12 protein-coding genes are annotated in these 24,252 nt (G+C 68.4%); 6 read left to right on the top strand and 6 right to left on the bottom strand.

Annotated features, from left to right (window positions below; genetic code table 11):
- Position 1 precedes the first annotated feature (1 nt).
- Genes GKZ92_RS17835 through GKZ92_RS17820 form a run of 4 tightly spaced genes read right to left on the bottom strand, consistent with a single transcriptional unit; the run spans position 2 to position 16,028 of the window.
- Positions 2 to 784 carry an ABC transporter permease gene (locus tag GKZ92_RS17835; protein WP_035754986.1) on the bottom strand — a complete coding sequence of 261 codons (783 nt, stop codon included), beginning with the start codon at positions 782 to 784 and terminating at the stop codon, positions 2 to 4.
- Positions 774 to 2,000, bottom strand: a complete 1,227-nt coding sequence (locus tag GKZ92_RS17830) for an ABC transporter ATP-binding protein (RefSeq protein WP_155225487.1) — start codon at positions 1,998 to 2,000, stop codon at positions 774 to 776. The genes GKZ92_RS17835 and GKZ92_RS17830 overlap by 11 nt, the downstream gene beginning before the upstream one ends.
- Positions 1,978 to 2,235 (bottom strand): MbtH family protein, encoded by a 258-nt coding sequence (locus GKZ92_RS17825; RefSeq protein ID WP_005197647.1) that lies wholly within the window; start codon positions 2,233 to 2,235, stop codon positions 1,978 to 1,980. Before GKZ92_RS17825 ends, GKZ92_RS17830 begins: the two co-directional genes overlap by 23 nt.
- On the bottom strand, positions 2,235 to 16,028 hold the full coding sequence (locus GKZ92_RS17820) for a non-ribosomal peptide synthetase (RefSeq protein ID WP_155225486.1): 13,794 nt from the start codon (positions 16,026 to 16,028) through the stop codon (positions 2,235 to 2,237). The genes GKZ92_RS17825 and GKZ92_RS17820 overlap by 1 nt, the downstream gene beginning before the upstream one ends.
- 572 nt (positions 16,029 to 16,600) lie before the next feature.
- Between GKZ92_RS17820 and rplN the strand changes: the two genes are divergently transcribed.
- The 4 genes from rplN to GKZ92_RS17800 are packed head-to-tail and all read left to right on the top strand — an operon-like array spanning position 16,601 to position 18,080.
- Positions 16,601 to 16,969, top strand: coding sequence for a 50S ribosomal protein L14 (gene rplN, locus GKZ92_RS17815; protein WP_005197644.1), 369 nt, complete (start codon positions 16,601 to 16,603; stop codon positions 16,967 to 16,969).
- Positions 16,970 to 16,971: 2 nt separating this feature from the next.
- Positions 16,972 to 17,289, top strand: a complete 318-nt coding sequence (gene rplX / locus GKZ92_RS17810) for a 50S ribosomal protein L24 (RefSeq protein WP_005197643.1) — start codon at positions 16,972 to 16,974, stop codon at positions 17,287 to 17,289.
- A 1-nt stretch (position 17,290) separates the two neighbouring features.
- A complete protein-coding gene (gene rplE / locus GKZ92_RS17805; RefSeq protein WP_035754990.1) occupies positions 17,291 to 17,893 on the top strand; it encodes a 50S ribosomal protein L5 in 603 nt (200 codons plus the stop codon).
- 1 nt (position 17,894) lies between these two features.
- Positions 17,895 to 18,080 carry a type Z 30S ribosomal protein S14 gene (locus tag GKZ92_RS17800; protein WP_005197641.1) on the top strand — a complete coding sequence of 62 codons (186 nt, stop codon included), beginning with the start codon at positions 17,895 to 17,897 and terminating at the stop codon, positions 18,078 to 18,080.
- 349 nt (positions 18,081 to 18,429) lie between these two features.
- Here the strand turns inward: GKZ92_RS17800 and GKZ92_RS17795 are convergent, their stop codons facing one another.
- Entirely contained in the window at positions 18,430 to 21,855 is a 3,426-nt protein-coding gene (locus GKZ92_RS17795; protein ID WP_051405992.1) for a hypothetical protein, read from the bottom strand.
- 375 nt (positions 21,856 to 22,230) lie between these two features.
- The gene (locus GKZ92_RS17790) at positions 22,231 to 22,686 is read right to left on the bottom strand and encodes an SRPBCC family protein (protein WP_035754991.1); all 456 of its coding nucleotides are present in this window, start codon (positions 22,684 to 22,686) and stop codon (positions 22,231 to 22,233) included.
- Between the two features lie 206 nt (positions 22,687 to 22,892).
- Between GKZ92_RS17790 and GKZ92_RS17785 the strand changes: the two genes are divergently transcribed.
- Entirely contained in the window at positions 22,893 to 23,750 is an 858-nt protein-coding gene (locus GKZ92_RS17785) for a ParA family protein (protein WP_035754993.1), read from the top strand.
- The gene (locus GKZ92_RS17780) at positions 23,747 to 24,238 is read left to right on the top strand and encodes a hypothetical protein (RefSeq protein ID WP_006360211.1); all 492 of its coding nucleotides are present in this window, start codon (positions 23,747 to 23,749) and stop codon (positions 24,236 to 24,238) included. Before GKZ92_RS17785 ends, GKZ92_RS17780 begins: the two co-directional genes overlap by 4 nt.
- Positions 24,239 to 24,252: the final 14 nt, after the last annotated feature.

Here is a 24,252-nt window from a genome sequence, read left to right as displayed (position 1 = left end):
ATCACCGGTTTGCTGACCTTCGGTAAAGGGCAAGGGACACAGGGACGCACACGGCCAGGATGACCAACGACGAGCCCACCGCATACCCCACGGCATGGTCGGCGACCCACCCGGTCGCGGTCGGGAACATCGGTGGTGCCTCGTTCCCGAACAGCTGACGGCAGGCGGTCGCGACGGCGGTCACCGGGTTCCATTCCGCGATGGTCCGCAGGGGTCCGGGGAGGCTCTGCGCGGAGATGAACGCGCTCGACAGGAATGTCACCGGGAACATCCAGAGAAAGCCTATGCTCTGTGCCGCTTCGACATTCGGCGCCGCCAGGCCGCTCACGGCACCGACCCAGGCCATCGCGATGGCGAAGAGTCCGATGATGCCGAAGGCGATTGCGGCGTCGGCGGCGCTGCCGTAGATCCGCCAACCGATGGCCAGTCCGCAGGCGACCATCACCGCCAGTCCGACGGCGCCCAGGAGCATGTCCGAGGTGACCCGGCCGCTGATGACGCCCAGTCGGGTCATCGGCAGTGAGCGGAGGCGGTCGATGATCCCGTCCGAGGTGTCGTTCGCCAGGCCGACAGTGGTGAAAGCGGCATTGAACACGACGGTCTGCGTGAAGATCCCCGCCATCAGGAACTCGCGGTACGAGCTACCGCCGAAGGTCGCGCCGAAGACATAGGCGAAGAGGAAGACGAACATCAGCGGCTGGATCGTCGCGCTGATGAGAAGTGTCGGTATACGTTTGACGGTCAGTAGATTTCGTTCGACCAGTACTGCGGTGTCAGTGAACACGGGCTCGCTCCGATCGGCTGGGCGGAATGTCGGTTACGTCCGCGTCGGTGTCGTCTGTTCCGATGACAGGTCCGGCAAGACCGTCGACTGCCTTGCCATCTATGTCCGGTTCGGCGACCGTGAGGTACGAATCTGTTGGTGCGTCGGTGATCTGGTCGACAGTTGGAGGTTCGGTATGCCCCCGATCGGTGAGTGTCAGGAAGACATCGTCGAGCGTGGGTGTCGAGACGGATGCGTCGACGACCACGATGCCGGCCGTGGACAGCGCCCGGACCGCGGCGACCGCACTGCGGGTGCCGTCGTCGACGGGAACGGACCAGCGCACGGAATCGATGCCGATGTCACCGTCCGCGCCCGATTCGAGGCGTTCTGCCGGTCCGACGCCGATGTCGGTGAGGGATGCCGAGACCCGCGCGTCCGCGTCGTCCGTATGGGGGACAACGACTTCGACGGTGAGTATTGATCCACCGGTGGCGGACTTCAGCTCCGCTGCGCTTCCCTGGGCCCGGATCGTGCCGTGGTCGATGACGGTGATCTCGTCGGCGAGGGCGTCGGCCTCCTCGAGGTATTGCGTCGTCAGTAGGACCGTCGCGCCCGAGCTGACCTGCTCGGCGATGACCTCCCACATCTGGCGTCGGCCGCGCGGGTCGAGTCCGGTCGTCGGTTCGTCGAGGATCACCAGTGAGGGGCGGTTGATGAGGGCGCCGGCGAGATCGAGGCGACGCCGCATCCCGCCCGAGTAGGTCCGCATCGGCCGGTCGGCGGCATCCTCGAGGTTCAGCTCCGCGATCAGTTCGCGGGCACGTTCCGATGCCAGCGCACGCGGTTGCCCGTACAACTGACCGACCATGCGCAGATTCTCGAAACCGGTCAGGTTCCCGTCCACGGCGGCGTACTGGCCGGACACCCCGACGATCTTCCGGACCGCGCCGGGATCGGCGATGGCATCGATGCCGTCGACGATGACCGAGCCCTCGTCGGGGGTCATCAGCGTCGCCACCGCGCGGACCGTGGTCGTCTTGCCCGCGCCGTTGGGGCCGAGGAGGGCGTGCACGGTTCCGGTGGGGACCGAGAGATCCAGGCCGTTCAGGGCGTGGACCCGCGGGCCGCGGCCGAACAATCCGGTGCGGAAGGTCTTCTGCAGCCCGCGGAGCTCCAGCGCGTACGGTGACGCCCCACGGTCAGGGGTGTCGTCAGCGATACTGTGTCGCCCCACGGGTGACCTCGCTTCCCTCGTCCTGTGCACTTTCCATCGTCCGGATCAGGCTGGCGGGCCGCATGTCTCGCCAGTTCTGTTCGACGTACTCGAGGCATTCGTCGTGACCGGACGGGCCGAAGACGGTCCGCCAACCGTCAGGCACGGGTGCGAACTCCGGCCACAGCGAGTGTTGGTTCTCGTGGTTGACGAGCACCCGGAAGACTCCGTCGGTGTCGTCGAAGGGATTGGTCATCACTTCTCCTGTCGTGTGGCGGACGCCGGTTCTCCCGGCGATACACCGATGGCATGTACCCAGTCAGACACGTGCTCGGGCAACATCATTCGTGCATGCGTGCTGTGCGACTCGATCTCGACGACCCGTCCGGTCACCTTCGAGTACCAGGCCTCGACGGCGGGCGCGCCGGGCTGGGGGTCGACGGTGGCGGTGACGAAGCTCAGGTCGCCGTCGTAGACACGCGGCCGCCACTTCTCCGCGAGCGGTGAGGCGTGGCGGAACACCTCGTGGACCGTGCCCAGGGTGTCCCGCGCGAGGCCACCGAGCGCTCCGCCCACCGAGGAGATGATGCGGTGGGCATCGGCTACGGTGAGTTCGTCTGTGCCGGAGAGCTCTTCGCTGTCGAGGTCGAGACCGAACTCGCGCATCAGGTCGGTGATCGACGCCTCCGCGTCGAGGTCCGGCCGCTCGGAGATGACGTAACTGTCGAGCACGACGAGCCGGGCGACCTCGTCGCCGGCCTCGCGCAGCTGCACCGCCATCTCGTGCGCTATGAGTCCGCCGAGCGACCACCCGACGAGGTGGTACGGACCCTCCGGTGCGACGGTCCGGATCTGCGCCACGTAGTCCGCGGCGAGGTCGCCGATCGAGCGAGGGCAGCGCTTCCCGGACAGCGCCGGATGTTGCAGTCCGTACAGCGCCCGGCCGGCGGGCAGATGGGGCAGGAGCGAGGTGAAGCTCCACGACAGCCCGATCGCCGGATGGACGACGAACAGCGGTGGCTCGCCGGGATTCCCTGTGGTGTCACCGCGTTGCCGACGCAGCGGCAGGAGCATGTCCAGCCCCGCAGTGCCGGACTGTTCCGACGGATCGGTCGGCGCCGCCCCGTCGATCCCCAGTGCCGCAGCGAGTTCCGCCGGGCTCGGCGCGCCGAACAGTGACTGCGCGGACACCTGGCGGCCGGTCCGTTCGGTCAGGCGTGCGGTGACGGCGGTGGCCAGCAGGGAATTGCCCCCGAGGTCGAAGAAGCCGTCGTCGGCCCCGATCGTGTCCGGGGCGACTTCCAGGACCTCGGCGAAGACCTGCGCGATCGTCGTCTCCTCACCCGGCGCCGGTGCCCGACGGGTGGCGTCATCGGTGGATGCGGGCAGCGCCTTGCGGTCGAGCTTGCCGGTGGGGGTCAGCGGGATGGAGTCGAGCAGCGTCACCGAGGTCGGCACCATGTGCCGGGGGAGCCGGCGACTCACGCGGCGTCGGAGATCGGCGGGGTCCGGTGCGGCTCCGTCGGTCGCGGTGACGTAGCTGCGGAGCTTCGCCGCCGCACCGGTCCCGTCGACGAGGGTCACCGCGAAGTCGACATCCGGCTCGGTCGTCAGGGCGTCGTCGATCTCGCCGAGCTCGATCCGGAAGCCGCGGACCTGCACCTGGGTGTCGCCGCGGCCCACATAGACCAGTCGCCCGTCCTCGGTCCAGCGGACCAGGTCGCCGGTGCGGTACATCCGACGCCCGGCGAAGCGCGGGCCGGTGACCATCGGTGCCGGCACGAAACGGGTCGAGGTCAGGCCCGGCCGGCGATGGTAACCACGCGTGATCTGCGGTCCCATGAGGTAGAGCTCGCCGACCACCCCGGCCGGGACCGGATGGAGACGCTCGTCGAGGACGAGCGCGCCCACTCCGTTGTTCGGCGTGCCGATAGTCAATTGACGGTTGGGCGTGAGGGATTCGCTGCCGGTGATGATGATCGTGGTCTCGGTCGGACCGTACACGTTGATCAGGGTGCGTCCGGGAGCCCAGCGCCGGACCAGGTCGGCGCCGTAGTCCTCACCGCCGACGGCGAGCGCCCGCAACGAGGGCACCGCGGCCGGCGACATGCTCGCCACGGCCGCGGGCGTGATGAACGCATGGGTGACCTGCGCAGAGTCGATGACGTCGCTGAGGGCCTCACCGCCGTAGACCTGCGGACCGACGATGACCAACGGCGCCGAACCGGCAAGGGCGAGCAGCATTTCCAGGACCGACGCATCGAAGCTGGGCGACGCGAAGTGCAGCACCCGCGACATCGGACCCGGGGCCATCCGGTGGGCGAGTTCGTCGTGTACCGGACGCAGCCCGGAATGCGGCACGAGCACACCCTTGGGTCGTCCGGTCGAACCGGACGTGTAGATGATGTAGGCGAGCTGATCGGGCCGGATCGTCGAGCCGCGTTCGGAATCGGTGATCGGCGAGGGTGACGAGTGCTGCAGCCGGGTCATCGTCGACGCGTCGTCGAGAACCAGCAGCGGTGTCGGATCCCCGGCCATCCCGGCGGCGATGGATTCGCCGGCCGCCGCGGTCGTCACGACGAGCCGTGCACCACTGTCGCCGAGCATATGGGCGATCCGGTCGGCGGGATAGGTGGGGTCGATCGGCACATAGGCCGCGCCGGTCTTCACGATGGCCCAGATCGCCACGAGGGACTCGATCGACCGCTGCACGGCCATTGCGACTACGTGTTCGGCGTCCGCGGCGCCGACGCCGCGACCCAGCAGGACGCGGGCCAACCGGTTCGAACGGGCGTCGAGCTCTGCGTAGGTGATGGTTTCGGGTGACTCCGGCGAGCCCGCCATCGCCGCCACACCATCGGGGTTGCGTTGCACGGCCTGCGCGAACAACCGGTCGAGCGTCGTCGGCATCTGCGCCGGACGTCCGAGTGATGGTGTGCGCTCGGCGATCTCGAGCGGGTCGGTGATCCGGATGTCACCGATCGGGCGGCCCGGGTCACCCAGCATGCCGCGTACGACCCGCATCAGGCGCGTGGCCAGGAGTTCGGCATCCTGTCGGCGATATCGAGCGGTGTCGTAGGTGACCTGGAGGGCGGCGTCGCCGTCGCGTATGCCGGTGATCGTGAACTGAAGGTCGAATTTCGCTTCCGGGGAATCGAATTCGGCGATCGATGCGCGGAGTCCGGCATCCATCTCGATGGTCGCCGCCGGCAGGCCGTCGGCCGGAACCCCGGTGTTCCCGGCCGTGTAGTCGTGGACCGACAGCGCGACCTGGAACAGCGGATGCCGTCCGGGGGTGCGCGGCGGGTTCAGCGACGCGACGATGTCGTCGAACGGCAGGCCGCGGTGGTCGAGTGCGTCGACGTCGGCGTCGCGAATCCGGCGGACGAGTCCGGCGACCGTGTCGGCCGCCGCCAGACGCGTCCGCAGCGGCACGACGTTGACGAACATGCCCACCACACCGCTGTAGTCGTGGTCGGCGTCGTGCCCAATGCGATTCGCGACCGGGCTGCCGACGACCAGATCGGTGCCGAGGCCGAGCCGGTGCAGCAGGATCGCCAGCGCCGTGTGCAGCACCGAGAACGGCGTGGTCGACTGCTCACGGGCGAAGGCGACCAGGCCCGCTCGCGTGTGTGCCGGAAGCCCGAGACTCACCGAGCCCGCTCCGGACTCGGATGGCTGTGCGTCATCCGTCAGCGGCGCGACGGTGGTCTCCGCCGGGGCATCGGCGAGGGTCTCCTCCCAGAAGCGGAGGTCGTGGGCGAGGCTCTCGGCGTCGGCACTCTCGACCGCGTGGTCGCGGTAGTCGACGTCGGCCGGGGGCCAGTTCTCGGTACGGCCGCGTCGACGTTCGCCGTAGGCACGGGTGAGGTCGGCCACGAGGATCGGCAACGACGCACCGTCGGCGGCGATGTGATGCAGGACGAGCACGAGTACGTGCTCGGTCTCCGAGCCGGTGGTCGAGCTGTCCGCGACGAGTGTGGCGGTGATCGGCGCGCGCCGGGTGAGATCCATGGGCCGGGTTGCGGACCGGGTGATCTCGGCGGCGACGTCGGTCGTCCACTGCACGGTGAGGTCTCCGATCACGGCCTCCGGGTCGTCGAGCACTCGCCCCATGGGGCCGTGTTCGTCGGATTCGAAGATGGTGCGCAGGCTGGTGTGCCGGGCCACGATGTCGACGAGTGCGCCGCGCAGCGCCGGCACGTCGAGTTCTCCGCGGAGGTGCAGCACGAAGGGCATCAGGTACTCGGTGGACTCGGGGTTCGCGGTGGCCATCGAGTGGAGTCGACGCTGTGTGGGAGCCAGCGGGAACCGCTCGGGCCGGTCCGAACGCCGGATGGGCGCAGCATCTTCGACTGACCCCGAGATGACGTCGGCCGCGTCCGGTGCACTCGCGTCCCAACCCTGCGGGAGCACGAGCAGCTGCGCGAGCGCTTCGGGTGTCGGGTGATCGAAGACGTCCCGTACCCGCAGCCGTTCACCGATGTGGACGCGGTTGATCCGGCTGACGAGCGTGGTCGCCTGGAGCGACGTGCCGCCGAGGAGGAAGAAGTCGTCGGTGGCCCCGACCTCGTCCGGACGGAGATCGAGGACGTCGGCGAGGATGTGCGTCAGCGCGGTCTCGGCGAGAGTGCGCGGAGCGCGACCCGACGTCGACACCACTGTCGTGGCGGGGGCGGGGAGCGCGCAATGATCGAGTTTCCCGTTGCGCGTCAGCGGGATCGAGTCGAGCACGACGACCGCCGACGGGACCATGTGGCGCGGGAGTCGCTGCCGGACGGTGTCCAGGATCGCAGCGGTGTCCGGTGCACCGGTCGGATCGGTGACGGTGACGTACCCGACCAGCACCGCGTCGGCCCCCTGCCCGCGGACGATCGTCGTCGCGAAGTCGACGCCCTCGGCGGCGTTCAGCGCGGCCGTGACCTCGTCGAGTTCGATGCGGAAACCGCGGACCTTGACCTGGTTGTCGCTGCGGCCGTGGTAGATCAGCGATCCGTCGGCGTCGCGCCGGACGATGTCGCCGGTGCGGTACATGACGTCACCCGAACCGTCGGGTCGGGCGACGAACCGGGCGGATGTAGGTCCGCGCCGATCGAGATATCCACGGGCGACGCCTGGTCCGCTGAGGTACAGCTCGCCGGGGACGTGGTCGGGCACCGGGCGCAGGCGATGGTCGAGGACCAGTGCGGTGCAGTCGGTGACCGGGGTGCCGATGGTGATCGGCGCTCCCGGACGCAGCGGCCGTGACATGACGGCGACGATGGTGGTCTCGGTCGGACCGTAGGAGTTGATGTAGCTGCGGTCGGCTCCCCAGCGTGCCACCAGCTCCGGCGTCGAGGCCTCGCCTCCCACTCCCAGCGTGCGCAGCAGAGGAAGTGGATGCGGGGCGGCGGTGGCCAGCGCAGCCGGGGTGATGAACGCATGGGTGACTGCGTGCTCGTCGACGAAGTCGACGAGTTCGTCGCCGCCGTAGATCGTCGACGGGACGATCACCATCGTCGCGCCGACCTCGAAGGCCAGGAGGAACTCGAGCATCGCGGCGTCGAAGGCCGGCGAGGCGAAATGCAGGGTGCGGTCCCCGGGGGCCACCCGGTAGCGATCGCGTTGCGCTGCACCGAACGCGGCGAGTCCGCGATGGGTCACGCTGACGCCCTTGGGCTTTCCGGTGGATCCGGAGGTGTAGACGACGTACGCGAGCGAGTCGGTGTGGCGCGGACCTGCGAGCGAGTCGGCGCCCGGGGTCGGACTCTCCCACGGGACACCCAGGATGCCGGGAGAGGCCCACCAGATCTCCTGTGGCACGTCCGCGAAGCGATCTGCGGACGTGATGCCCAGGCGGGCCCCGGAATCGCTGATCATGTGGGCGACCCGGTCGGCGGGGTAGCGGGTGTCGACAGGAAGGATCGCGGCACCGCTCTTGGCCACCGCCCAGGTGGCGATCACCGACTCGATGCTGCGCTCGAGTGCCACGGCGACGACGTCGTCGGTGCCCACCTCGAAGGCCTGCAGGTTGTGCGCCCAGATCGTCGAGATCTCGTCGATCTCGGCGTAGGTCAGACTGCGATCGGAGTCCTCGACGGCCACCTGGTCGGGATACCGGCGTGCTGTGGCGGTGATGATGTCGGCGAGGTGGCGCGGTGTGACCGTGGGTTCGCCGACTGGTTGCCGGTCTGCGGTCGTCGTCAAGTGGAGATCGTCGAGGGGGACGTCGGGGTGCGCCGTCGCGGCGTCGGCGAGTTCGGCGAACATCCGGGCCAGGATCTCGACGCGAGCGCGGGTGTGGACGTCGGTGGCATACGTGAAGCGTGCGCGCCCGTCCCGGATACGGAGCTCGAGATCGAAACGCGCCACGCCGGTGTCGATCTCGTCGGCATCGATGCGCAGGTCGGAGATCCCGGAGCCGGCGGCGAGCGGACCCGATGGCGCTCTGTCGGTGGAGGCGTCGGTCGTCTGCGCGTCGAAGGCGAGCGCGATCTGGAAGATCGGATGCCGACCGTCACGAGGCGGATTGACCATCGACACGATCCGCTCGAACGGCATGTCGGATTGCGAGAGCGCCTCCAGGTCGCGCCGGCGAACGGAGTCGAGCAGAGTCGTGAAGCTCTCACGACCGTCCACCGGGGTCCTCAAGACCACCGAGTTCACGAACATCCCGACGACGTCGGCGAGACGGGGGTCGTTGCGCCCGGCGACCGGGGTGCCGATGATGATGTCGGAGGAGGCGCCACCCACATGGGTGGCGGGATCGGCGTGTAGACGGTGGAGCAGCGCCGCGAACAGTGCATGCACACTCATGAATTCGGTTGCGTGGTCGGGGGAGACGGCCATCAGCCGGCGACGGATCTCGGCGCCGAACTCCACCTCGACGACCTCGGCACGACGAGGTCGTCCGGCCGGGGCGTCGGGGATCAGGATGGGACCGGCGTCGATCCCGTCGAGTTCGCGTCGCCACCAGTCCGTGAGCTCACCGTGGTCGGCGAGGTTCTCGGCCTGCCACCGCAGGTAGTCGAGGTAGTCGATCGCGGTGTCGGTCATGGGCCTAGCGCCGGTCGTGGTTCCGTCACGGAGTTCGGCGTAGGTGTGGGTGATGTCCCGGTGGAGCGGGATCATGGACCACCCGTCGGCGGCGATGTGGTGGATGACGATCGACAGTCGGTGGTGCATGGCGTCGCCGTCGATCCGGTGCAGTGCGGTCCGCAGCGGGAGGTCGGTGGTCAGATCGAACGGGCGGGCGGCGAGAGCGCGGGCCATCTCCGGCCAGTGCGCTTCCGTGATGTCGGTGACCGCGAGATCGAGGGTGGCGGCGCCGGCGGGGTGCACCTCGAGGACAGGCCTGCCGTCGAGGTCGGGATAGACGGTTCGCAGCATCACATGACGGTCGACGGTGTGCCGGATCGCCGCGGCTAGTGCCTCGACGTCGAGATGACCGCGGAGGTCGAGCGCGAACGCGATCGCGTAACCGGCTGTCGCGGAACCGTCCCCGTCGGCGGCCTCGCCGACGGCGAGCTGGTTGAGGAACCAGAGCTGCTGCTGGGCGGGACCGGGCTCGACGGGTGCGTCGGGATCGTGCACGAGACGGGGGATACGCGTCACGTTCGTGTCCGGTCGCTCGAGATCCCGCGCGGGCACGAGGCGTGCGATGGCGGCGACGGTCGAATGGTCGAAGACCTCACGTACAGGTATCCGGTGACCGGTCAGGTGCTCGAGAGCGCCGACGATCTGGGTCGCCAGCAGTGAGTTCCCGCCGAGGTCGAAGAAGTCGTGGTGACGGCCGACGGTGTTGGGTTCGAGGTCGAGACGTTCGGCGATGAGGTCGGCCACGGTCTGCTCGGTGGGTGTGAGCGGCGCGACGTAGGCGACGCCGGTCTCGACCGGCAGGGCCTCCGGTGCGGGCAGCGCGCGCAGGTCGACCTTGCCGATCGGAGTCGTCGGGATCTCGTCGAGTTCGACGATCGTCGACGGGATCATGTGTCGAGGAAGACGATCCGACAGACGGTCACGCACGTCGGACGCAGTGTCCCCGGTACCGTCCGCCATCGTCACGTACGAGACGAGATGGGCGCGGTCGCCCTCGCCGTGGGTGGTCGTGACCGCCGCACGCACCGCGGCGTCGGCGACGAGCACGGCGTCGATCTCGCCGAGTTCGATGCGGTGACCGCGGACCTTCGTCTGATGGTCGGCGCGGCCCCGGAACTCGAGTTCGTGGTCGGTCGTCCAACGCACCAGGTCGCCGGTGCGGTACATCCGCTCGCCCGGGTCGCCGAACGGGTTGGCGATGAACCTCTTCGAGGTCAGTGGGCGCACCCCGTGGTACCCGCGGGCGAGATGCTCACCGGCGATGTACAACTCGCCGACCGCGCCGGGGGCGACCGGTTGCAGACGCTCGTCGAGCACGAGTGCGGAGACGCCACGAATGGGCCGTCCGATGGTCAGTGTCCGGTAGTCGGGTTCGATCGGCGACGACACGGCCGCGACGACCGTGGTCTCCGTCGGGCCGTAGGCGTTGAACAGCCGCGGCCCGCTCGACCACGTACGCACCACCTCCGGGTTCGGGTGCTCGCCGCCGATGACGAGGGCCTCGAGTTCGGGGACGTCGTCGGGCGACATGGTGGTGAGCACGGACGGGGTGAGGAAGGCATGGGTGACATGGCCTTCCCGCATCAGCTCGGCGAGTTCGGCGCCGCCGACGATGCCCGGCGGGATGATGTGCATCGTCGAACCGGCCGCGATCGCCATCAGGATCTCGAGCACCGACGCGTCGAAACTGGGCGAGGCCATGTGCATGGTCTGGCTGTCGGGGGTGATCCCGTACTGCGTGACCTGCTGCGCCGCGAAGTCCGCGAGACCGCGATGACTGACCACCACGCCCTTGGGTGTGCCGGTGGTGCCGGAGGTGTAGATCAGGTAGGCGGGCTGGTCGACGTCGAGCGGGCCCGGGCGTTCGCCGGACGACACCGGCGCGGCGGACATCCGGCGCACCGACTCGATGACCTCATCGTCGTCGAGAACGAGAGTTTGCGGGAGATGCCCGGGGTTGCTTGCCGATTCGTCGGCCAGTGCGGTCCGCGGGTCGGCGGACCGGTCGGTCAGGAGCAGGCAGGCACCGGAGTCGCCGAGCATGTGCGCGATACGCGCCGCCGGGTAGGCCGGGTCGACGGGCACCCACGCGGCCCCCGACCGGGCCACGGCCCACATGGCGATCATCCAGTCCACGCCACGGGGAAGCGCCACCGCGACATGACGTTCGGGTCCGGCGCCCCGTTCGATCAGCAACCGCGCGAGCCGGTTCGACGCCGCATCGAGGTCCCGATACGTCAGCGACCGCGTGCCATCGGTGATGGCGATCCGATACGGGGACGACGCGGCGGCCGTGGACAGCAGCGTCGTCAGATGCTCGACGGGTCGGCGTCCCTCGCCGACCGCGGGAACGAGATCGAGTCGCTCGTGGAGATCGAGGACCGGGAGGTCGCCGACCGCGGAACTCGGCTGTGCGGTGGCCGCCTGGAGCAGGCGGTCGAGGCGGGAGGAGAGCGCGGTCACCGTGGACCGGTCGAACAGGGCGGTGGCGTAACCGATCTCGAGTGAGAGTCCGGCGGGCTCGCCGTCGCTGTCCTGCGCCTCGGTGAAAGTCAGTTGAAGGTCGAAGGTGGTGTACCCGGTGTCGACGCGTGACGCGGTCGCCGAGAGGCCGGCGAAGTCGAGACGGATGGCCGAACGGTCCTCGAGCGCGAGCGACACCTGGAAGAACGGATGGACGTGCGATGACCGGTCCGGGTTGAGTTCGGTGACGAGACGGTCGAAGGGCAGGTCGGCGTTGTCGAACGCGTTGAGGTCGACGTCGCGTACGTGCGCCAGCAGGTCGACGAACGCGGCGTCCTTGTCGACCGCCGTGCGCAGTGCCAGTGTGTTGACGAACATGCCGACGAGACCGTCGAGGTCGGCGTCCCCGCGCCCCGCGACAGGTGTTCCGACGATGACGTCCGACGACCGGGACAACGACCGCAGAAGGGTGGCCACGGCGGCGTGCAACACCATGAACACGGTGGCGCCGGTGGCGGCGGACAGGTCTCGGATGGCGCGGTGCGTGTCGGGTGAGAGGGTGTGGGTCACCGACGCCCCCGATGCGTCACCTCGGCCGGTACGCGGGCGGTCGAGTGGGAGGTCGGTCTCGCCGGGGGCGTCCGCGAGGGTGGCCCGCCAGAACTCGAGTTCGGCCGTGGCGCCGCTGCTCTCGGACAGCCAGGCATGACGATCTGCACTGACCTGCGAGTAGGTGACGGGCAGTGCGGCCCAGTCGGGTTCGTTGCCGTCGCGCCGGGCGCGATAGGCGGTGGCCAGGTCACCGGCGAGGGGCGCCAACGACCATCCGTCCGCGGCGATGTGGTTGACCACCATGGTGAGGCGGTGGTCATCGTCGGAGGTACGGACGAGACGCGCCCGGATCGGCAGGTCGACGCCGAGATCGAAGGTCTGGGAGGCGAACTCACGGTCGGGGAGATCGCGCACGTCCGGTGTCCGTAGGACCGGTAGGTCGACGGAGACCGTCTCCGGCGATCGCGGCGACATGAAGGCGATGCCGTCCCGCTCGACGACGATGCTGCGCAGCGGTTCGTGGCGGACGATGACGTCGTTGAGGGCCTGCCGCAGGGCGTCGGTGTCGAGCGTGCCGACGAGCCGGACGGTGAAGGGCATGTTGTAGGTTGCCGCGCCGGCCGGATCGAGGCGGGTGGCGAGCCACAACCGGTGCTGTGCCGGTGACAGGGGTACCGGGGAGCCGGCGAGGACGGGTGAGCCGGTGCGGGCGGAGGTGCTCTGCGGGGAATCGTCGGCCCCGACACCCAGCTCGGCGAGCGCGTCGACGATCCCGCCGATGTCCGCGGCGTCGAAGATCGTGCGGATACCGATGCGCCGGCCGGTCGCCTTCGACAGACGGGAAGCCACCCGGGTCGCGGACAGCGACGTGCCGCCGATGGCGAAGAAGTCGTCGCGCAACGAGATCGGTGCGCTCTCCGTCGAATCAGGGTCCAGTCCCAGGACATCGGCGACGGTGCGCACGACGAACCGGTCGAGTGCGGTCTCCGGGGCGACGAACTCGCGGTCGGTGCGGAGTTCCGGCCGGGGGAGCGCACGGCGGTCGAGCTTGCCGTTCGAGGTGGTCGGGAGCACGTCGAGCACCATGATGGCCGTCGGGATCATGTGCGCGGGCAGCGCCGACTCCAGTTCGCTCCGCAGCTCGCGGGTGTGCAGGTCGGCGGTGCCGCTGACGTAACCGACGAGGACCGGTCCGTCGACGACGAGGTCGTCGCGGACGACGACACCCGCGGAGGCGACCCCGTGTAGAGAACCCAGCGTCGACTCGATCTCGCCGAGCTCCACTCGCTGACCGCGGATCTTCACCTGGGAGTCGGTGCGTCCCAGGTACTCCAGTTCACCGTCGGCGTTCATGCGGACCAGATCGCCGGTGCGGTACAGCCGTTCGCCGCTACCGGCGGGGGCGGCGACGAATCGCGCCGCGGTGAGATCAGGCCGTGCCCGGTAGCCGCGGGCGAGTTGGACCCCGCCGAGGTAGAGTTCGCCGACCGCGCCGGGCGGTTGCGGACGCAGGCGGTGGTCGAGGACGTGCACGCTGGTGTTCCACACCGGTCGGCCGATGGGCACGACCGGGACGTCCGCACGGCAGGCGTCGTGGTGGGTCACGTCGATGGCCGCCTCGGTGGGACCGTAGAGATTGTGGATCGGCGCGGAGGTGAGCGCCGCGGTCGCACCGACCGTGCCCGGCGTCAGTGCCTCACCGCTGGTGAAGATCTGACGCAACGACCCCAGGGTCGTCGAGGCGCGACGGTGTGCACCGCCCGGGGTGTCGGAGTCGGCGGAGAGGGCTGCGGAGAACGCGGTGAGCATCGACGGGACGAAATGCACCGTGGTGATGCGGTGTTCGTCGATCACGTCGCGCAGGTACCAGGGGTCGCGGTGCCCGTCGGCGGAAGGGACCACGAGCGCGGCGCCGGTGACGAACGGCCAGAAGAACTCCCAGACCGACACGTCGAAGGTGGACGGGGTCTTCTGCAGGACGCGGTCGGACTCGGTGAGGGAATACCATTCCTGCATCCATCCCAGCCGGTTGACGATGGCACGATGGGTGATCGCCACGCCCTTGGGCTTGCCGGTCGAGCCGGAGGTGAACAGCAGGTACGCGGTGTTGTCGGGGCCGGCGACCGGCGCCGGTTCCCGTCGGGCGGGGTTCGCGCGCAGCTCGGCCAGATTCGCGTCAGTGAGGACGAGATCCGGGGCGGCCACCGTCAGGATGTGCTCGAGACGGTCGGCCGGCTCGTCGGGGTCGACCGGGACGAAGGCCGCGCCCGCCCGGACGACGGCGTGCAGAGCCAGCACCTGATCGACGCTGCGGCGGAGCCGGACGGCGACGATGCTTTCCGCTCCGATGCCACGATCCTGGAGCGCCGCCGCCAGGGACCGTGCCTGCCGGGCGAACTCCGCCTGGGAGAGCGGCCGGGATTCGGTCGAATCCCGCGGGTGCGCTGCGATGAGGGCAGGCGCGTCGGGATGAGCTGCGGCAGCCTCGTCCAGCAGGTCGACCAGGGTGCGCTCGCCGAGTTCGACTCGGGCGCCGGTGGAGTGTTGCGACAACTCCGCGTACTCACACTCGCGCAGCACGCTGACATGCGACACCGGGGTCTCGGAAGTGGCGGTGACGAGAGCTTCGAGGAACTCGACGAGTCGCCGGTGATGGGTGACGATCTCGTCGTCGGAGTAGATGTTCGGATTGGCCTCCAGGTCGACGCTCATGCCGCCGTCGAGACTGTCGTAGACGTTGACCGACAGGTCCTCGATGGGTCCGGTGGACAGCACATTGAGTTCGCCGTGCACCGGCCCGAAGTCGATGTGTTGGAAGAACAGCATCACGTTGACCAGCGGTCCGAAGAACCCACGGCGGGCCCCGGCGGCGTCCAGGATGTCGGCGACGATGTCCTCGTGTCGGTACTTCTGGTGGCGCACAGCGCTCTTGATCTCCGCGTTCACCGAGGCCAGCAGATCGGCGACGGTGGCGTCGTGGTCGAGGGCGACGCGTAGCGGGACGACGTTGGAGACGAGGCCCGCGGAGGTACGCAGGACGTCACGGTCGCGCGCGGCGACCGGAAGACTGAGGACGGCCTCGTCACGGTCGGTGAACCGGGCGACATAGGCGGCGACGGCAGCGGTGATGACCGACGCCGGCCGCACCCGGTGGGCCCGTGCCAGGGAGCGGATGCGAGTGACCAGGTCGTCGTCGAGCACTGCCGATCGGACCGTCGACAACGGTGCCGCCGGACCGGAACGCCTGGTCAGAGTGGCCAATTCGGGCAGATCGGCCAGATGCTGCGACCAGTACTCCCGATCGTCGAGGAACTTCTCCGACGCACGGTAGGCGACGTCCATCGCGGCGATCTCGGCCATCGTCGCGGTGTCTGCCAGGGGAGGCGGAGCATTGTTGACAATCGCCGTGTAGTGCGACGAGACGCGGAGCATCAGATACATGGCGGCATAGCCGTCGTACCCGATGTGATGCCCGCGGCAGTACCAGATCGAATGTCCCGAACCGATTTTGAGCAGGTGTGTGTCGAGGAGAGGATCGGAGAACATGTCCGGACTCTTCGACCGGTGGTCGTCGATCCAGGCCAGTGCGGCTGCACGCGGGTCCGCGGCGTCGCTGAAATCCTGTGTGCCGAGGACCAATCGGCGCGACCGGTCGATGGTCAGGGTCGGTTCGGCGTCATCCGTCGGGGTCAGCCGCAGCATGGACGCTTCCGTCTCCAGCTCGGTCAGCGTCGTCGCGCGCTGGAGGATCTCGGGATCGATGTCGACCGGAGCGCCGTCGGAACCCGATGTGTCGCCACGGAACTCGATGTACGCGTCGATCGTCAGCGGTACATCGGGTTCGAGCTGCTGGGCATAGAAGATGCCGCGCTGGGCGGCAGTCATCGGGATGGCGGGGTCGCGGTCGGATGTGCTCTCGATACGGCTGGTGTGCCGGATCGTGTCTTCAGTGGTCACGCATGCCTCCCCTGTGGACGGGCGCCTGGCAGCCGGGAACCGAAGTCGTGAGAAGGCCAGGTCGCGCGTTTCGTGCTGGACGTCGGACCCCGATGGCGTGAAAACGTGGTCACGCTCGGGTCGAAGCAGATCCCCCCGGAACTCGTCACACTCGTCGGGTGCCCCGTCGGTCGCAGGTCTGCTTCCTGCGCACCGGATGGTGAAGCCGTACTGATCGCTCGTGGTTTGAATCGGCCAGTGCGGGCTGGTCTCGTCCCATGGGTGCTTCGTGTGGGGCACCGGGCCAGATGGGTCCGGTTCGAAAATAGTTTTGCCCGGTACGGGTGATGGCCAAACGCCTGACGGGGGTCCGCAGCGCGGATTTGGCTCCCACCTGCACGTTCCCCTACACTTATGGGGTTGCCTGCGGCACGGCTGTGTCGCGAATCGGCTCACGAACCCACTGGGCGATCCGTCCAGGTGTCACAGCCTGGTGGAAAACCCCAGGCAGGCGTGTGTTCGGTGGCAACGGACCGTGTGCGTCGGGTCGGAAATCCGCCGTACATAAGAAGCCAGGTCAAGGAGACTAACGAGTGATTCAGCAGGAATCTCGCCTGCGGGTCGCCGACAACACCGGTGCCAAGGAAATCTTGTGCATCCGCGTGCTCGGCGGTTCCTCGCGGCGCTACGCCGGCATTGGTGACGTCATCGTCGCCACTGTCAAGGACGCCATCCCCGGCGGCAACGTCAAAAAGGGTGAGGTCGTCAAGGCCGTCATCGTGCGCACCACCAAGGAGCGCCGTCGTCCGGATGGCAGCTACATCCGCTTCGACGAGAACGCCGCCGTCATCCTCAAGGGTGAGAGCGACCCCCGCGGTACCCGCATCTTCGGCCCGGTCGGCCGCGAGCTGCGTGAGAAGAAGTTCATGAAGATCGTGTCGCTGGCACCGGAGGTGATCTGAGCATGAAGGTTCACAAGGGTGACACCGTGATCGTCATCTCGGGCAAGGACAAGGGCGCGAAGGGCAAGGTCATCCAGGCCTTCCCGAAGACCCAGCGTGTCCTCGTCGAGGGCGTCAACCGAATCAAGAAGCACACCGCCGCGTCGGCCAACGAGCGCGGTGCCTCCTCCGGCGGCATCGTGACCCAGGAAGCCTCGATCCACGTCTCGAACGTGATGGTCGTCGATTCCGACGGCAACCCGACCCGCGTCGGCTACCGCGTCGACGAAGAGACCGGCAAGAAGGTCCGGATCTCGCGCAAGAGCGGGAAGGACATCTGACATGACCTCTACCGAAATCGAGAACGGCTCCGCCGGGACCAAGATCCAGCCGCGCCTGAAGACTCGCTACCGCGAGGAGATCAAGGGCCAGCTGAACGAGCAGTTCGAGTACCCCAATGTGATGCTGATCCCCGGCGTCGTGAAGGTCGTCGTGAACATGGGCGTCGGCGACGCCGCCCGTGACGCGAAGCTGATCAACGGCGCTGTCGAGGACCTGGCCAAGATCACCGGTCAGCGTCCGGAGATCCGCCGCGCTCGCAAGTCCATCGCGCAGTTCAAGCTGCGTGAGGGTATGCCGATCGGCGCCCGCGCGACCCTGCGCGGCGACCGCATGTGGGAGTTCCTGGACCGCCTCGTGTCCATCGCACTCCCGCGTATCCGCGACTTCCGCGGTCTGTCGGACCAGCAGTTCGACGGCAACGGCAACTACACGTTCGGTCTGAACGAGCAGTCGATGTTCCACGAGATCAACATCGACAACATCGACCGCCCGCGGGGTATGGACATCACCGTCGTGACGTCTGCCCGCACGGACGAGGAAGGCCGCGCGCTGCTGCGTGCCCTGGGCTTCCCGTTCAAGGACAACAACGTTAAGGACAACTGACATGGCAAAGAAGGCTCTGGTCAACAAGGCCAACAAGAAGCCCAAGTTCGCCGTGCGGGGCTACACCCGATGCAACAAGTGCGGTCGTCCGCACTCGGTGTTCCGCAAGTTCGGCCTGTGCCGAATCTGCCTGCGCGAGATGGCGCACGCGGGCGAGCTCCCGGGCGTGCAGAAGTCCAGCTGGTGACTTTCACCCGAGGCTGACGCTTTGACGAACGGCCCCACCTCTTCGCGGAGGTGGGGCCGTTTGGCGTCGATGGGTCATCGATGGTCTGGAACTCCGTGTCCTTGTAGGTGTCGACGCGGGTGAACTCTCCTCGCCAGTCCACCGTGCGGCCGAGGACGCTTCTTGCCTTTCCACTGTGCGCCGACCGCGACCGGATCGTCGGAGAGCGGGGTGATCTCCACGGTGCCGGGAAGATATGCGGCAGATGTTCTCTGGGGCGGTGGAGTACTCCCAGGCGGTTTCGACGGGTTGCTCGATGAGGACGGATGCGCTCGCTTAGAGCATGATTGAACCTGAATGGACGCGTGCTCTAGGTCGCCCGTTCCGGTGTGGACTGTTGGCGCGCAGTCTCTTCGGTCGTTTCAAGGGAGTCGACCGGCATGAGCGGGATGCTCACCGAGATCACCGTCGACGAGCCGTGTTCATCGGAGACGAGAACGGCGAAATCGTGGGTGGTCGGCCCCGGCGTCGCTCGTCGTTGGTCCTCCGTCGGCGTGAAAACGAATGTGCCACTGCCGGAATCGAGCGCCACCTGGGTGTCCGTGGTCAGGTAGCTCAGGGCGCAGGAAGCGCAGGCCGCGTCGGCCACCGACCCCGACACGGTGCCGGTATCCGGGTCGACGTCGTCAATGGTCGGGGTGACGTCGAACACCATGGCCGCGGCGGGATCGGCGGCGTGGCGCCCGCCGCCGTTCGCCATCTGAAGCGGGCGGATCGTCGTGGCGCCGGCATCGCCGGTGAGCAGGATGACGTCGTCGTCGAGCGTGAGGACGGGCCCGTGCGTCGAGTGGCCGTAGAACTCACCGGCCTCGACGGCCGGGCCGTCGGGGTGGAAGACCACCAGAGTCGTCTTCGGCCAACGGGTTTCGGGACAGAAGCGGGTGAGCGGCAGGTATGTGCGGCCGTCGTGTGCGATCGCCGGGGGGCCGGCCGGTTCGCCGACGACGGGCGCGGACACCGCGGTCGCGGAGTCGGGGTGTACGACGGCGAGGGAGATCAGTGGGTCCCCACTCGCCGGGTCGGTGGTGAGCATCGGAAGATGGGCGGCGCCGTGTCGGTCGAAGTGAACCGAGACGGGGGTCCCGTCGACGCGCGTATCGCCCGTCGTGCCGTCTCCGCAGATGACCGTCACGGTGGTGATGTCCTCGCCGTCCGGCGTGAGGGTCGTCGCCGTGAGGAAGACGGTGCCGCTCTCGTCGGCCCGGACCCATGCCTGCCCGATGCCCGCGGTCATCACCCTGGATTCACCGTTCGGCGAGATCCCGACGACGGTGTTCTCCCCGGTGAGGGTATTCGCCAGCGGGAGGTAGAGATGGTCGTCGGGTCCGGCGACGGCGTCGGAGTCGCTGGTGCCGGGAAGGACCACGGACCATCTGCGCCCACCGGAGTGCGCCGCGGTGACATGGACCGAATCGGGTGACCGGGAGACCACGTAGACGGCGGATTCGGTGGGGACCACAGAGGCCACCCGGCCGGGTATCCCATCGACGGTGTTCAGTGAACCGTCGGGGGCGCGAATCGCGAGCGTGGCGACCGGCGCGCCCGGATCGCCGTGATGACGAACGAAGTACAGCGAGTCGCCGCGCCGGGCCCAGATGTCGCCGCCCTCACCGTCGAACACCTGCCCGACGAGTGACAGTCCACCGGGGCCGGCTTCGTGGAGACGGGTTCCGTCGGCGTCCGACGTCGAGACGAACACCTTCCCCGACGGGGGCAGGATGAGCCGGCTGTCGGCGCCGGGAACGCGAGACAGAGTCGACGCGATGCCGTCGAGGCCCAGAGCGGTGAGATAGGTGTACGTCCGGCCGTCGTCGTCGGGCCAGGTGGTCAGCAGATAGCCGACGCCCGCCTCGTCGAACCCGAGGTGATCCGCGGGTAGGCCGAGGATCGGGTCCGTGGTCGACGCGGCCCCGGTCGGATCGATCCGGGTGATCCGAACCGATGTCCGGATGGTGCCGTCGGAGAATTCCGTGAGCTCGGTGAGCTGATGGGCCCGACCGTCGGGGCCGAGGACGACGCCGCGGTCGGGCTCGGTGGGAGAACCCGCGATGGGGACCGACGTCACCGTCATGGTCTTCGGTCGGACCACGGAGACCTGTGTGCACCCGTCCCCGCGCTGGGTGGTCACGAAGGCGACGTCCTCGTGCCCGACGACGACCTCGTCGATCTGGCAACCCGGCACGGTCACCTGCCCGAGCGAGTACGGGCTCGTGATGGGCAGGGCGACCGTGATCGGAGTCGTACCCCCGCGGCCGTTGTCGGCGGTGATCATGACGGAGTCGAATCGTACCGATTCCGGGGCTCCCGGCGCGCTGGCCGCGATGCGCGCCTGCAGGGCGGGCGTGTAGGTGTAGGCGCCGGTCGGTGCGTCGTAGCTGAACATGCTGCCGCTTGCGGTGCGGAAGGTGCGGTCGCCGGTGGGCGTGACGCCGTGCAGCGTCGTCGGGATCGGGTTCCCGTCCGGATCGGTGAATCTCAACGAGCCGTGCAGGATGCCGGTCGGGGCCGGTGTGAGAACCGGTTCGGCATGTGTTCGGTCCGGCACCGGGATCGTTGATGTCGGACCGTCCGCAGTGATCGTCACCGCCGCCGAGATGCGCTTGCGGCTGAGGAGTGCGGAACCGAAGACGAGGCCGCCGACGAGAGCGAACTGCGGGACGGGACCGGTCGTGTCCGGACCGTCGGCCGCGGTCAGGAACTGGTCCGGATCGCTCACCAGTCCGAATGTGTAAGGGGTGGCAGGGGATTCGGCGGATGCCACCGGTCCCTGGGTGCCGAAACGCCGTATCCACCACAGGAGCGTCCACGGCGCCGGGCTGGCCGCGCCGGTGCTTCCGCCGCCGAGGATGTTGATCCCCAGGAATGTGAGGATCCCGATGGCGCCGGTCCTGGCCGGCTGCGGGGCCACGGCGACCGGCGGGGTGGAGGTCTTGAGGAGGGGAGCCCAGGGAGGCGGATCACCGGATGGCGACACGTTCCGGCCGAACTGGGATCGGGTGACGTCGGCGGCTCGAGCGGCGAGGGCGGTGTCCCCGGGCCGCGGGCCGTCGGCTGCGGGCGGTGGCGTGGTGTCGGCACCGGTGCGGTCGGGCCCGTCGGGCTGGGCCGGAACGGGTTTCTTGGAGATGTCGACATCGAGGGAGGTGCGGTTCGGGGTGGAGTCGGAGGAGGACTCCGGGGCGGGCTCGGTCTCCACGGCGGCCGGCGGCACAGCCGCCTCGCCCGCTGATGATCCCTCGCTCTGGATGGTCGGATCGGGGTACACCGGGAAGATGTCGTTCTCCGCGGTGGGGCCCGAAGGTTCGCCCGTGGGATCGCCGGGGTCGGAATCCGGGATCGTACCGGTATCGGTTCCGGATGCGGGCCCGCCATCCCCGGAATCACCATCACCGGATCTGGTGCTGCCCGACCCCGAGTCGCTGCCGCCGGAACCGCTGCCGCCCGACCCGCTACCGCTGCCGCCGGAGCCGCTACCGCTTCCGCTGGAATCGCTGCCGCCGGAGTCTCCACCGCCCGAGCCACTGCCGCTGCCGCTGCCGCCGGAGTCACCCCCGCTGGAGTCACCACCGCCCGAGTCGCCGCCGGAACCCGGGGCGTCGACGCTGTGTGATCCGACGCCGAAGGGGCTCGGTTCGGCTGTCGCGGGGGCTTGGCCTCCCCAGTAGAGGGCCAGTCCCACGGCAGCTGCAACCGCGAGCGCCCGGACTCGGCGGGGTCGCGCAGTGGTCATGGTCATCTTCGGAGGACCTTCGATACGAAGCAGCACATTGACCGCGAACGACGACGGGTGAGGACATCACCACCGCGGACACAGTCGATGCCTCTGACGGTAGCCGTTGGTGGTCGCGATCACTAACACTTCGTCGGACGGTTCATCCGGCCGGATTCCAGCGGGTGATCGACGGTCGCACGGACCCTCGAGGGCCCCAGAACGGGTGACATCCGGGTTGTGCTGTTGTGCAGCGCTTCCGGTGCCGGTCCGGCCCCCGGGTTCGGGTCGTCGGCGGCGAGATGATCCGTCGTCCGGATTCACCTCGGTCATTCGTGCGAGGTGAAAACCGTCCGACCGGACGACAGTCGTGTCGTGTCCTCCCGGCGGGGGTCCAGTGGTTCAGCGCCGTGCCGCCCACTCGTCGACGAGGCGCGGCAGCCTGCGGGCGCTCGCCGCGAGCGACCGCTGGAAGGCGCGGATGGCCAATGCGTCGGCGATCCTGCCGATCGCCCCGCCCCCGACGCCGTCGTTGTGGACGCGGTAGGTGAGACGTACTCCGTCGCGGGCGTCGTCGAATGTCGCGGAGATGGTGAACCCGAACGGCGACTCGGTGGAGGTGAACTCGGTCCCCTGCGCAGGGTCGACGCGGGTGAACTCGCCGACCCATTCGACCGTGCGTCCCAGAGCCCTCATCTGGCCCTTCCACGTGGTGCCGACGCGAGTGGGGCCCTCCGACACCGACGCGATGCCGACGACGCCCGGCGTGAGCGCCGCGACGTGTTCCGGGACCAGGCAGTACTCCCAGACCGTGTCGGCCGGCAGCTTGATCACGACGGAGGCGGAGGCTTCGGGCATCGTCGAACTCCTGCGGTGGTGGCGGTGTGTGGCATCGACGGTACCCACGCCCCGGGATTCCGACGCGAAAGAGCGGATATGGTGAGCATTTCGCCACGGGAGGGGGTGTTAAGCTCTCACGCCGGGGCGGCTGATCAGTGCGATGGGACGACCCGTTTCCCTGCCTACTGCCGACGCATGACCGCAGGGAAGGTGGAGATTCTTCGATGGCCAAAGTGATCGCGACGATCAGCTTGAAGGGCGGGGTCGGCAAGACCACGGTGACCGCGGGGCTGGCCGAATACATGTCGGCGGAGTTCGGTCAGCGGGTGCTGCTCATCGACCTCGACTCACAGATCAATCTGACCACCATGATGATCAGCGAGGAGCGCTGGCTCGAGCTGAACACCAACGGTCGGACGCTCGCCACACTGTTCTCCGATGCGGTCAAGGGCACCCGGTACTTCCGGCTCGACGAGGCCGTCGAGCGGGGTGTCTCACCGGTGAAGAAGGTGAACTCCGTGGACCTCCTCGCGTCGTCGCTGGACCTCATCGAGGTCCAGGAGGACCTGAGTGCGCTGCGCGTCGAGGGGCGGGTGCCCAACGGTGGCACCGGCTTCCTCCGCGAGGCGATCGAACCGGTCCTCGACTTCTACGACTACGTGCTGATCGACTGCCCGCCCAACATCGGGCCCATCACCCTGAACGGCCTGGCCGCCGCGGACGCCTACATCATCCCCACGATCCCAGATGTGTTGTCCACGTACGGAATCCCACAGATCCAGACCCGGGTGCGGAAGATCGGCCACGAGATCGGCCGGACCATCGTCGAGCTCGGTGTGGTGATCACGAAGTACAAGGCGAACTCGGCCGTGCACCGGTCGACAGCGATGCGCCTGCGCCGTGACCCCACCATTCAACATGTGCTGCCCAGTTACATCAACGAGGCGAATTCCGTTGCCGCAGCTGCGGAGTTCACGTCGTACGGGACGCTTCGGGTCAAATACGGCAATCAAGGACAGTTCGACCAGTTCCGTGGCCTGACCATGGACGTGATGACCGAGGCGCAGGAGAAGATCCGATGAGTTCCGACGACACCCGCCGGCGCATGGAGTACCAGGCCGTCGGCGGTGCGCTCGCGCAATTGGACGCGAAGAATCCACAGGCCGCACAGCTGATCGCGGGGCTGGTCACCGTGATCATCGCCGAGGCCGAGCGGTCCTCGCGTTTCGCTTCCGCGCTCACCGGGGTGGTCGACGCGCTTCGTCCGGTCGACATCGCGCTCGACGGCGCTCCCGTGGCGGCGCCGCGGAAGCGGGCGGCGGCGCCGAAGAAGCGGGTGACACGTCAACCGGGCGCGTTCGATCCGTTCGTCGTCTACCGCGAGGGCGGTGGCCAGGAACTGTCGGCGCGACTCGGCGAGCTGACCCTCGACCAGCTCCGGGACATCATCGCCGAGCAGGAGCTCGACACCCGCAAAGAGACGAGCCGTAAGCGCAAGCCCGAGGTGCTCGTCTCGTGGATCGTCGAGCGCGTCGAAGCGTCCGAGAACAAGGGGAGCGTCTTCCGGTAGTCGGCCTACGCCGG

The organism is Gordonia sp. 135 (genome assembly GCF_009720185.1).
Taxonomy (GTDB): domain Bacteria; phylum Actinomycetota; class Actinomycetes; order Mycobacteriales; family Mycobacteriaceae; genus Gordonia; species Gordonia alkanivorans.
Note: the sequence above shows the minus strand (reverse complement) of the source record. Positions and strands in the feature narration are given on the sequence as shown.